Source organism: Candidatus Poribacteria bacterium, assembly GCA_021295715.1.
Classification (GTDB): Bacteria; Poribacteria; WGA-4E; order WGA-4E; family WGA-3G; genus WGA-3G.
On record JAGWBV010000021.1, the window covers coordinates 50,376 to 62,610 of the forward strand.

Consider the following 12,235-nt stretch of genomic DNA (forward strand, 5'->3'; position numbering starts at 1 on the left):
CAAAAACACGCAGGCGGATTCGAGGGATGTACTTCAAAATCCAGACGCACACTGTTCCTCCGCAAGGTAAAATTAAAGATCCGCAAGGTAAAATTAAAAAATGAAAAAAAGACGAGTTTACATTATTTTAGGAACTATCATCGCGTTGTTCTTTTTGCTGCTGATTTTACGGTCGATAGGCAGCAACGTGTCACTCGGAGAGAAGGTCGCAGTCGTAGACATTACGGGTATTATCTCCCGATCAGATGCCACGATTAAACTCATTCACACCTACCGCGATGATCCGGGTATCAAAGCAATTGTGGTTAGAATCGACTCCCCCGGCGGCAGTGTCGCCCCCGTCCAAGAGATTTACAGCGAATTGCAGAAGATAGAAAAACCGATAGTCGCTTCTATGGGAGGCAGTGCCGCATCTGGCGGTTATTACGTCGCGTGCGCCGCTGACACAATCTTCGCAAACCCCGGCACCTTAACAGGTAGCATCGGCGTTATTATGCAATTCACACAACTAAAAGGTTTGTATGACAAAATCGGTTTAGGGCATCAGGTCATTAAAAGCGGCGACTTTAAAGATACAGGTTCACCTTTCCGTGATTTGACCGAGCAGGAGCGGGCAGTCCTCCAATCCACTGTAGACGATGTTTACAATCAATTTGTGGATACAATCTTCGAGGCTCGCGGGGATTTATTAACGCGCGACGAAATTGTTAAACTCGCAGATGGACGCATTTACTCTGGAAATCAGGCATTAGATTCAAAGTTGCTAGACCAACTCGGCAACCTCCCGGATGCAATTAAAACCGCTGGAGAGTTAGCAGGTATTGAAGGTAAACCCAAGGTTGTTCGTAAGGAGAAAAAAACCTCACTACTTGAACAACTCACCGGTATTCAACAGATACCCCCTTTGAATGAAATGTTCAGTCCTCCCGGTGTCACCTTTCGTTATGAAATGCACCTTGGCAAATAGCTCTCAGCAGGATTAGCCGTCAGCCATCGGCTTTCAGTTTCTGTCAGTAAGTAGATTCTCTTGCTGACCGCTGATTGCTGATAGCCGAAAGCCAAAAAAATGAATGACACCTATCAAGTTAACCAACACTGGGAAAAACTTGAGAGTCGAATTCTCAAGCCGCAACAGGTTGTACTTGTGATAGGGGCAACCGATGTTGGAAAATCGACGTTCTGTCGTTTTTTGGTTGATTCTGCTATTGATCGGGGGTTGAAAACCGCTTTTGTAGATACAGATGTCGGTCAATCTCAAATCGGTCCTCCCACCACAATTGGTATGAAATCCTTTGATCCAGAAAGTTCCCCCGTCCAGTTCGATGGTGTCGCCGATCAGCTGTATTTTGTCGGGGATTTGTCGCCGCGAGGGCACTATCTGGAAGTGCTAACAGGGGCGCGGTTGATGGTAGATCGAGCGCGTGAAACCCACGCTGATTTCATTGTCGTTGATACGAGTGGTTACCTCCACGACGCACCTGCTGTTACTCTCAAACAGCGCAAAATCGAACTCATCAGACCGAACCACGTGGTATGCCTCGGGCGTTCCAGCGAATTGAAACAGATAACCGCATACTACAGTCAACAGGACTGGCTCAATATTCATTACCTTCTGCCACACCGGAATGCCCGATCTAAAAGTAGCAAGGCGCGCAGCCGATACCGAAAAGCCCAATTTGAGGCGTATTTTGGCGATGCTTGCGAGCCAAAACTTGCTGTTAGAAGTGGCGATGCTTGCGAGCCAAAACTTGCTGTTAGAAGTGGCGATGCGATGCTTGCGAGCCAAAACTTGCTGTCGAAAGTGGTGAGACTGGCGAGTCTTCAGAACCTGTTCTACAAGCGTCCGAAAATAGCATCCAATACCTACCGTTTGAACAGATTCGTGGTGAGCGCACCCTTTTCTTTACCGGACGCATCGCAAATGAGAAGGAATTGGAAATCCTCTCTGGACTCGCCGAGACGCAAATTTACCACGCCGAATGGGGGCATCGTACCTTGTGCCTCATTCCGTCAAATCCGCTTTCCAAAGCAACTATTACCCACATCAAAAACTACTTAAGTTTGGCACGTGTCACAGCAGGAGTTCGCACTTATTTTGAACGCCGTTTGATCGGATTAATCGACGCTGCCGGTAATACGTACGCCATTGGGATCATTGAAGGTGTTGATTTCCAGAAGCGAGAACTCAGTATCCGTTGTCCATCTTCAAAGGCGGACGATGTCGCGAAACAGGCATGTGCCATCCAATTTGGCAGTTACCAATTGAAATAAAGCAAATCCGTTGGGTGGACTTGCGGTTCAGACCCAACGAATAGACTCCGCATGGATAAAAAAACTTTCACAAAAAACCCAACCTTTACTCGATTTGTTCGATACCACGCACCCTACACCGGTTCTCTTCTCTTGGCGATGGTTTTTGCCTTGGTAATTGCTGTGTGCGAATTAGGGGCTGTTCAGATTTTAGCCGATACGATTAATACACTTGAAATTGTAGGTGGAAATCCATTTGACGAGACTGTATCTATCCGATACTTCCAGCGCGAAGGTCTGTTCGCTTTTGAAGGGTTCGAGATGTCGTTGATAGATGCCGGTGATGCTCTCAAAGTCTTTCTATGGCTGCTCGGCGGGTTGCTGAGCCTCGTATTCATCAAGGGGTTCTTCGTTTACGGCAACGATTACGTGATGGCGCGTGTCGGACACAAACTATCTTTCCGGCTGCGGAACGCTCTTTACGAACGCGTCGTATCTGCACCCTTAGGCATCTTACGCGAAGAACGCACCGGCGATCTCATGGCACGCATTACAGACGATGTCCGGGTCTGGCAGAACCTTGTCGCCGCAATGGCGAACATCATCCGCGCTGTCGTTCTTGTGAGTGTCTTTGTCTCTGTAATGTTGGTTACAAGCTTCAAACTCACCCTGTTCGTCCTCCTGATTCTCCCATTTCTTGCCTACTTCATCACATCTATCGGCGTGCGAATTCGCGGTGCCAGCATAGAAATTCAGCAGCAGAGTGCAAATATCTATTCACAACTCAAAGAGACGTTTGCAGGTATCAAAATCATCAAAAGTTTTACCTCTGAACAGGCTGAAATCAAACGTTTCCAAGCCATCAACTGGAATCAGTACTGCTCAGCGATCCGACGCGCCCGTTTCGCTGCACTTCTCCCACCAACCATTGAATGGTTGGGAGCTCTCGGCGTTGCAACTGTTTTCGCGTTAGGGTGCTGGCAGGTCATTATAGGGCAACTCTCCACAGGATGGTTTATCGGCTATGTTACGATGGTCAGCTGGATGTTCAAGCCCATTAAAACCATTGGCAGCGTCAATAGTGCCTTACAGCAGTGCCTCGTCTCCGCGGAGCGGATCTTTTATCTCCTCGACTTCGGACCAGAGAGGCCTCAGGAGAACGACGAACCTCAGTATGATCGTGATCGCGTGATCTCCGAAGGGGACGCAGCAGATGGAATTCAACTGCAGAATATCCACGGTGCCGTTACATTTCAGAATGTTTCCTTTTCCTACCCACAACCTTTAACAACGAATGCGGAGAGTCCGCGCACAAGATCGAAATCCGTCATTCACAACGTAACCTTTGGAGCAAAGCCGGGGGAGGTTGTGGCACTTGTCGGACCGAGTGGCAGTGGAAAAACAACCCTCCTTAACCTCCTGTTACGTTTCTATGAGGTGAGTTCCGGAAAAATCCTGATCGACGATGTCTCTATTTCCGAAGTAAATTTGGAGTCATTGCGACAAAATATTGCGCTTGTGCCACAGGACACGTTCCTATTTGATGGCACGATTTTGGAAAATATTGGCTACGGATGCCCAAGTGCTACTGATGCAGCGATTATCGATGCGGCGAAAAAGGCGAACGCTCACGAGTTTATTACGAAAACACCCCAAGGTTATAAGACCCCAATAGGTGAAGCAGGTATGAAGCTCTCAGGAGGTGAACAGCAACGCTTATCTATCGCCCGTGCGATCTTAAAAGATGCGCCGATTCTCATCTTAGATGAAGCCACATCCTCATTGGATACACAGTCTGAAGCACTCATCCAAAAATCGCTGGTAAACCTGATGGAAGGGAGAACCAGTTTTATTATTGCGCACCGGCTTTCAACCGTTGTTCGGGCTGACAAAATTCTTGTTATCAAGGATGGGGAGATTCTGGAAACTGGAACACACGAAACACTCTTAACAAGCGGTGGGTTGTATCAAAAACTCTGCGAAATGCAGCTCAGCTAATCCTAAAGTTAGGAGTGTTTAGTTTTTCTGTGGGAGGAAAATTCGCTGCCCGACCCTTACACTCCGGGCTGTCGAGGTCTCTAACCTTGCCATACCGGCAACTGATGGCATTCTTTCGTAGGAGGGTGTTTTTACATGGGTATTTCTTCGTATTTCTGTGGATTTCTTCCGATTCTTACTGATTGCCGACTACTGACTGCTGACGTGCGACACTCTTTTTGAAGTCTTAAACTGTTTATGAGATGCGCTGTGAATTGTCGAAATTCCAAAAAAAATGAAATTTAGGTAAACCTCTTACCTCTTGTTAACGTCACACATATTAAAGAAACGCAGTCAGTGCTATTCAATTTTTTGCAATCTCGATTCTCGAGCGGTGGGTAAGGTCGGTAGATCGAAACTACATGGACGAAATTGGTAGACGCTATGGCGAAAACAAAAAGATCCGATGCTTAATTTCGCCCTTTTTTCGTAATAGCACCTTCAAGGTCGGCTTCACGATAGACGGCTTCAGAGAGGTCAACTTCATATAGATACGCATCTTTGAAGTTGGCGCCGAGCAAGACAACACCTATCAGCTTGATTTCACCGAAAATCGCCTCTCCGAGATTCGCGTTCTCAAAACTGGTGAGTGAACCGAAAGGTCCTGACACCTCACATCTTGGACAACCGAGGGTAGCACGACGCAGATCGGCACGTCGGAAGTTCGTACCACAGAGTAGACTTCCGCTGAGGAACGCACCACATAGATTCGCTTCTTCAAGGTTGGTATCCGTTAAATTAGAACCGACCAAATACGTCCGATGTAAAGTCGCACCAGAAAGATTCGCACCGGTGAGATTGGCATCGTTCAGATTCGCATCTGTTAAATCCGCGTTCTGTAGATCCGTGCCGCTCAAATCCGCTTCCGACAAATCAACACCTACGAGCGGTTGATTCGCTAAATCTAAGTTTGCCAGATTTTCACCAGAAAGAGATTCACCGGCTTGGCACTTTTTAATTATTTCATTCTGTGTGAGTTGAGCCATTAATTAACTGCCTCCAGTATTATACGGCGTTTTAGGGGCTACTTGCAAGCCAATCGTGTTATCCAGAAAATATACAAGTTATGTTTAATAGCATACCACATACATAATTAAAAGTTAAACTTTTTTCATGATTTTTGCTGTGTTAGGCAACCATAAATAACATCTCGTTCGGGAGATCGAGGCTACAGTGAGGTTGAAGAAATGAGAGACTATTACCCGGCATACCCAATAGAATCTGAGCTTTTTGTAGAGGATGAGGACAGGGAAGAAACCCCCACAGAATCACCAAGGGATGAAACCTTTGCGTACCTACAGAAAATTGCGAAGACCCCTTTGTTGGAACCTGAACAAGAAACCACACTCTTTGAAAAATACCAAGAGGGTTTCCAGGCGTTCACTAACCTGCTAAATCAACTCCCAGATTGGATGATAGCCTCGCTTAACATTGCTGAGAATAATACTTCGGACAAAAACCAAAAATTAGAACCCGCACAGTCAGAACACGGATTAATTATAGACCAGGTCCGCGCCGAAATCCAAGCACTTGGGGTCCTATTGGATAAATTAGAGGCGAAGGCGAATTTGTTAGAGCAGGCACGCTGGAAAATCTTTGAAGAAAACTTATATCTCCTACAAAAATATGTTGACCGCACAGCATCGCGCGAATTGATGCAGGTGGGAAGCCTCGGACTCTTGAAAGCTATTGACGACAGCGGCACAAAACGTGGTACGGAATTTCGGACATACGCTCGCAAAGCGATCCGCAGCAACATCAATACCTTCAATAAAAAAACGACAAAAGTGCAGCAACGACAAGCGGAATTCCCTTTGGCAGAATCACATCGGATCCCAGAACTCTCTCGTATCGCAGCGGCATGCTTTGACAAAGAACAGGAGTCCTTGGCTTTTCAGGAATTCGACGTTATCTACCACGAAATCGGAACGCTCTTGGAAGAATTACCGACCGATATGTTAGGCGGACGGACGACGACCTGCAAGCCGCACACACTCCGGTTTGTACTTGAAGATGTCCGACGGGAATTTGCACATGTCAGGTGGTTGGCGGAACAATTGGAAGCGGCGGACCAAGTCACACACGGAACAAAACTAAAAATTGTCGAAGCGAATCTGCGCCTCGTCGCCAGTATTGCGAAACAACATCACTTTAGTAAAACATCCTTAACCTTCCTTGATTTGATGCAAGAAGGCAGCCTCGGACTGATGCGAGCCGTAGATAAGTTTGACCACACCTTGCGATTCCGATTTAGCACTTACGCTACTTGGTGGATTATGCAATCTATTAAACGTGCCCTCGATCAGCAAGGACAGATGATTCGTGTTCCATGCTATATCGGTGAAGCGCGTCGCGCTATTAAGCAGGCACAGTCAGATCTGACAACCCAACTCGGACGCGAACCCACTACGACTGAAATTGCCAAAGAAGTCGAGCTTACGGAGAAAAAGGTTTCCGAAATTTTCAACGCCACAAAGGATCCGGTTCCGCTCGACGCACCGATCAATGAAGACTCCCCAGACGGCTCGTTTTCCGAACTGATTCCGGATCAATCCCAAATTACGCCTGAAAACTATTTGCTCGATTACGCAAAAATCGAGGTTATCACAGAGGTTCTCAACCGAACACTCAATCCCCGTGAGACACAGGTGATCATTCTGCGATACGGTTTAATGGACGGTACCGAGTATACCTTAGCCGACATCGGAGATAAACTTCGGATTAGTCGTGAACGGGTCCGACAGATAGAAGCTGAAGCTATTGTTAAGCTCAAACGCCACGACTCGAAAACATTACTCCAAGATCTGCTGAAAGATTTCTAAAGAGGGCAATATAGTGAAAATAGCGTATTTCGACTGCTTCTCAGGCATTAGCGGCGATATGACGCTTGGTGCCCTTGTTGATGTTGGCGTACCACCCGATATACTTAGGGAGGGATTGTCTACACTCAAACTTGATGCTGAGTTCAGCCTACACTTTGAAAAGGCCACGAAACACAGTATCACCGGTACCAGGGCGATTGTGGAGGTGCACCCTGCACACACCTCACATGCAGATTCACACCACGAGCATAGGCATGCCCATCATCATGACCACGAAGATCATCACGAGCATGGGCATGCCCATCATGACCACGACCACGATCATGATCATCACCATGATCACGGACCGACTCGCCATCTCTCCGATATTTTCAAATTGCTTGATGACAGCGATTTAGACACAGAAATTCGGGATACCGCGAAACACGTCTTCGACCGACTCGCTGAAGCAGAGGCGAAGGTTCACAATATGAACAAAGCCGACGTTCATCTCCACGAAGTGAGTGGGATCGATTCAATTGTGGACATTGTCGGTTCTGTCATCGGTTTGGCACATCTGGACGTTGATGCGGTTTATGCATCACCACTTTCTCTCGGTAGGGGCTTTGTTCGATGTGCTCACGGATTCATGCCCGTTCCTGTCCCCGGCACAATGGAACTCCTAAAAGGTGTTCCGATTCATCAAACCGATATACCCAAGGAACTGGTAACGCCGACTGGAGCCGCACTCATCACGACCTTATCGCAGGAATTCGGTGTCATGCCCGAAATGCGATTGGATCGCGTTGGGTACGGTGCTGGCACTCGCGATCTTGAACAACGCCCAAACCTCCTCCGCCTCTGTCTCGGCGAAAAAATATCAAGTAGTAGTTTACAAACGAACCACCATCACGCCGAAACTGACAGCGTGGACATCATTGAAACCAATGTAGACGATATGTCACCCGAGATTACGGGGTATGTCACCTCTCGGCTCTTTGAACACGGGGCGCTTGATGTTTTTCTGACACCCATTTTCATGAAAAAGAACAGGCCCGCCACACAGATAACCGTCCTCTGTCCTACTGCGCATCGCAACGAACTCATCGAACTCTTGCTCACCGAAACCACTACCTTTGGTGTCAGACTCTCATCCGCCAATCGGGTCAAACTACGCCGCGACTTCATCCAAGTCGAGACGCAGTGGGGAACAATTCAAGCGAAACGTGGGTATCTCAACGGCACTCTTATCAAGACTGTTCCCGAATATGAGGACTGCAAACGGCTTGCAGAGCAAAACAACGTTCCACTCCGACAGATCTATGCAGAAGCACTCGGCAACCTTGATCCTATTGATGCCGTAAGTCAATCTAAAACCTAAACTTCCCTTCCAACTGTTTCTCCCGTCCCACATACCCAGAATTCTGGCTCTTATTTTTTGCAACCTTTTTGCCGAAAATCTACCTCTTTATAACCATAGCAACGTCCGAACAGGTGAATTTTCAAGTAAAAACGGGGTTTAAACACTTGTGATTCTTTAGATTGCCACTTGCGTGAAACTTCTTGAATCCGTTGAAAGTGCATCCAAAGGTCCGTATAAGTGGAAGTTCTTTGTAGAGATCCGGTCTTCTGATGAACATAACCTCGTCTTTCGCGGCGTTCCTTTGCAGAACTCGCAAGCCAAGATTTACTTAAAAAACAGCAATTCTACCATACAGAGGTTCCCAGTGCGTCTCGTTGTCCAACCTTGTCGAGAAACAGGAAAGGACATAGGCACACCTGATTTAAAAGAAAATGAAATTTCGTGCTGCTATCACCGCAGGTATTGCGCACCTTGTTCAAAATAAACTCCGCGCCGGTCTGTCCATTCTCGGTATCTTCATCGGAATAGCCAGCGTGCTTTGTATGATCGCAATCGGCGATGGGGCGAAGTTGCTCATCGCCCAGGACATCGAAACACTCGGCGGCGCAAACCAAGTCCAATTCTGGACCCGAACGTCTATTTGGAAACGGCATCGGCTTGTTCGGCGTACCACCGAGCGATATACCCTCGAAGACGCTTATGCTATTGAAGCAGAATGTCCGAATGTTCTATATGTCTTGCCCAAACATGAAGGCTACACAACTTTCGTTACCGCCCGAAACGGGAGCCAAGCCAGACCCCTTTTAGAAGGTGTTACTGCAGACTATGCACACGGCATGAGATGGGAACTTCAGACTGGCAGATTCCTCGTCGAGGGTGATATTGAAAACGCAAAGCAGGTGTGTGTTTTGGGTGCCGACACTGCGACTGAACTATTTGGAGAGGAATCGCCAATTGGACAAGAGGTAAAGGTTCGGTATCATTGGCGGGGAGCGACGGTCAGGCTACGGGTCGTGGGTGTGATGAAAAAAAAGGGGCGCAGTCTCAGCATCTGGTACTCTTTAGATGATGCTTTATGTGTGCCGCTAACAACATATCAGCAACGGATCACAGGTACCCGTTATCTTGAAGACATGGTCGTCTTTTTTGAAAAAGGCACAGAGATTGAAAGCATCATCGATTCAGTCAAGCAGATCTTACGTAAAAGACACCGTGGTAAAGATGACTTTATCGGACTTTGGATAGCAAAACGGACAGCGAGACGTCTTGACCACATTGAAAAAGTGATTAAAATCACTCTGGGGAGCATTGCCGGATTTTCGCTATTTGTCAGCGGCATCGGCATCATGAATATATGCCTCGTTTCCGTCGGTGAGAAGACGCGGGAGATAGGCTTGCGGAAATCAGTTGGGGCGAAACAGATTCACATTTTCTATCAGTTCTTGACGGAATCGATCTGTCTCTGTTTGTGTGGTGCGGTTCTCGGTATTGCGGGAGGTTGGCTGGCAGCGCACGGTATGGCACAACTTGCTGTCCGAATTGTAAGGGTTGTGCCAGAATGGCCCGTTGTTCTCTCTTTGCCGTGGATGTTGACTTCCGTTATCTTCTCAATTGTCATGGGCATCACTTTTGGAGTCTATCCAGCGATACTCGCTGCTCGGCTTTCACCGATTGAAGCACTCCGCACCGAAAATTAAATGACGGTGGTTCGTAAATTATGGATTCAGAATACAAGGAACGCGGAGGCATATTGGAAAGTTTCAATAGGAGTGGTTATTGGCAACCTTCAGCAAAGAGGTTCTCTTTCTGACCGCTGACTGCTAATTGCTGACAGCTTGCGTTTGGCACAAATCACAGGTCCCGCACCGGTAATCTTCGTCAACAGGTTCACCGAAATAGCCTCGAATCACACGCATTCGGCAGGTAGTCTCTAACGCATAAACAACCATCTGATCGAGTTGACTCTGTTTTCGGCGGACATAGTCGCCTACCTCAATCTGCTCATCTGTCAGTGTGCTCAGCATTTGGCTGTCCTCAAGCAGTTCAATGAGGAGCAAATCTTCCTGTCCCCAGTACTGAATATAGCCATCGCTTTGCAGCTCAGCGAGCCCTTCCATGATCTCCTTTGGATTTTCTCCAACGGCTTCACAGAGTTCTAAAATCGTTTTTTGCGGAGGCACGCCATCATGATGATCGTGATGGCGTGACCTCCGAAATTTTCCACCTCGCAGTTGACCGAGCAATGCACGCTGAGTTGCTTCCGCTGGTTCGCCTTTTTCAACCCAAAATCCACGAAATCTCACAGAAAGCTGAGACGGCACATTATACCACCGCTTCAAAAACCCGAGTTTTTCCAAATAACTGAGGCAGACGTGGATTTTTGTCCCTTTCGCACTGCTCATCCATTCCAACTCATCGTTAGAAATTGTGCGATATTTTTCGCTTCCCTTGAAATTTTCAACAACCTTTAAGAGTTTAAGTAAAAACTGCTTATCCGGGGCACTCTCTTTGATAAACCACTCGTGTAACCCGCGGTCATCGTTACAAAAAAGTAGGATACAGAGCGCATCCTCTTCATCTCTCCCTGCCCTACCGACTTCTTGGCAGTACTCTTCAAGCGTGCCAGTGAGCGTCCAATGCACGATGTATCGGATATCCGGTTTGTCTATACCCATACCGAAGGCGTTTGTGGCAACAACGATATCTAAGCCATTCTCACTATTATCAAAAAAGGCTTCTTGCACGCGTGTGCGTTCGTGGGGTTCAAGCCCCGCGTGATAGAAATCTGCTCGAAATCCGCGCCTTTGAAGAAAATCCGCAATTTCTTCAGTCTCTCGCCGTCGTCCCGCATAGATAATCCCGTTTTTCGGTGAAGTCTTCAGATTCCCCAAACGAATTGGTAGATGATTTGGATCCTCATCGGTGAGAAACCTTTCGAGTTGTTGATACTTTTCATCGTCATCTTCGTTCTGTTGGACGACCAATTTCAAATTGGGACGCTCGATCCCTTGTGCCAGAGTACGAGGTGTCGGTATATTTAGCACATTGAGGATATCTTCTTGAATCTCCGGCGGTGCTGTTGCGGTGAAAAGTGCGATAACACGCGGTTGGAGAACGTCGATCGTATCTTTGAGCGATAGATAGGCAGGACGGAAATCGCGTCCCCATTGTGAGATGCAGTGCGCCTCATCAATGACGAATAGCGAGATAGGGAACGCATTCAAGATGTCCAAGAACCGTCGGCTCCGAAGCCGTTCTGGTGAGATATAGAGCAGTTTTATTTCGTTGCGTCTCAGGCGCGCCAATTCACTCTGGTATTCTTCCCATGTCTGCGTGCTGTTTATGAGCGCAACCGAATGAATTCCTTGTTCTCGCAAGGCATCAACCTGGTCCTTCATCAATGAAATGAGGGGTGAAATCACGATCGTTACGCTGTCGAGCATCAGCGCAGGAAGTTGGTAACACAAAGACTTTCCGTGTCCCGTTGGGAATACAGCAAATACATTTTCGCCATCTAAGATTGCCTCGACAATCTCGCGTTGCCCTTTACGGAAAGAAGTATAACCGAAGTGGGTACCGAGTGCTACCAAAAGGCGGTCTGCTGGCGGTTCACACGCCTGTGTCGGAAGCCCTGATACATCGGTTTCCGAGTTGAGAATAGCATCTACCTCTTTAAGCAAGTCTCGCAAATTAGACATATTTTTCTATGAACTCATAGCGAGTAGAAGTTAAGAATCGTTGAAAGTTACACGAAAGTTAATCATTGAATATGCTAAATAACGAA

The 12,235-nt window shown here is 47.3% G+C and carries 9 protein-coding genes; 7 read left to right on the forward strand and 2 right to left on the reverse strand.

The window, feature by feature from the left end:
- Positions 1–100: 100 nt before the first annotated feature.
- From sppA to J4G07_07685, 4 genes are all read left to right on the forward strand, one after another.
- A complete protein-coding gene (gene sppA / locus J4G07_07670) occupies positions 101–967 on the forward strand; it encodes a signal peptide peptidase SppA (GenBank protein ID MCE2413864.1) in 867 nt (288 codons plus the stop codon).
- 99 nt (positions 968–1,066) lie between these two features.
- Complete coding sequence (locus tag J4G07_07675; GenBank protein MCE2413865.1) at positions 1,067–2,059, forward strand: hypothetical protein; 993 nt, start codon at positions 1,067–1,069, stop codon at positions 2,057–2,059.
- Between the two features lie 2 nt (positions 2,060–2,061).
- Positions 2,062–2,271: a hypothetical protein gene (locus J4G07_07680; GenBank protein ID MCE2413866.1), complete on the forward strand. Its 210-nt coding sequence runs from the start codon at positions 2,062–2,064 to the stop codon at positions 2,269–2,271.
- A gap of 51 nt (positions 2,272–2,322) precedes the next feature.
- Positions 2,323–4,248 (forward strand): ABC transporter ATP-binding protein, encoded by a 1,926-nt coding sequence (locus J4G07_07685; protein MCE2413867.1) that lies wholly within the window; start codon positions 2,323–2,325, stop codon positions 4,246–4,248.
- A gap of 449 nt (positions 4,249–4,697) precedes the next feature.
- On the opposite strand, the gene J4G07_07690 is transcribed toward J4G07_07685, so the two are convergent.
- The gene (locus J4G07_07690; protein ID MCE2413868.1) at positions 4,698–5,273 is read right to left on the reverse strand and encodes a pentapeptide repeat-containing protein; all 576 of its coding nucleotides are present in this window, start codon (positions 5,271–5,273) and stop codon (positions 4,698–4,700) included.
- A 201-nt stretch (positions 5,274–5,474) separates the two neighbouring features.
- On the opposite strand from J4G07_07690, the gene J4G07_07695 reads away from it, so the two are divergent.
- From J4G07_07695 to J4G07_07705, 3 genes are all read left to right on the forward strand, one after another.
- Positions 5,475–7,109 (forward strand): sigma-70 family RNA polymerase sigma factor, encoded by a 1,635-nt coding sequence (locus tag J4G07_07695; GenBank protein ID MCE2413869.1) that lies wholly within the window; start codon positions 5,475–5,477, stop codon positions 7,107–7,109.
- 13 nt (positions 7,110–7,122) lie between these two features.
- Positions 7,123–8,469 carry a nickel pincer cofactor biosynthesis protein LarC gene (gene larC, locus J4G07_07700; GenBank protein MCE2413870.1) on the forward strand — a complete coding sequence of 449 codons (1,347 nt, stop codon included), beginning with the start codon at positions 7,123–7,125 and terminating at the stop codon, positions 8,467–8,469.
- A 413-nt stretch (positions 8,470–8,882) separates the two neighbouring features.
- A complete protein-coding gene (locus J4G07_07705) occupies positions 8,883–10,148 on the forward strand; it encodes an ABC transporter permease (GenBank protein MCE2413871.1) in 1,266 nt (421 codons plus the stop codon).
- Positions 10,149–10,271: 123 nt separating this feature from the next.
- Here the strand turns inward: J4G07_07705 and J4G07_07710 are convergent, their stop codons facing one another.
- Positions 10,272–12,149 (reverse strand): RecQ family ATP-dependent DNA helicase, encoded by a 1,878-nt coding sequence (locus J4G07_07710; protein MCE2413872.1) that lies wholly within the window; start codon positions 12,147–12,149, stop codon positions 10,272–10,274.
- Between the last annotated feature and the right edge of the window lie 86 nt (positions 12,150–12,235).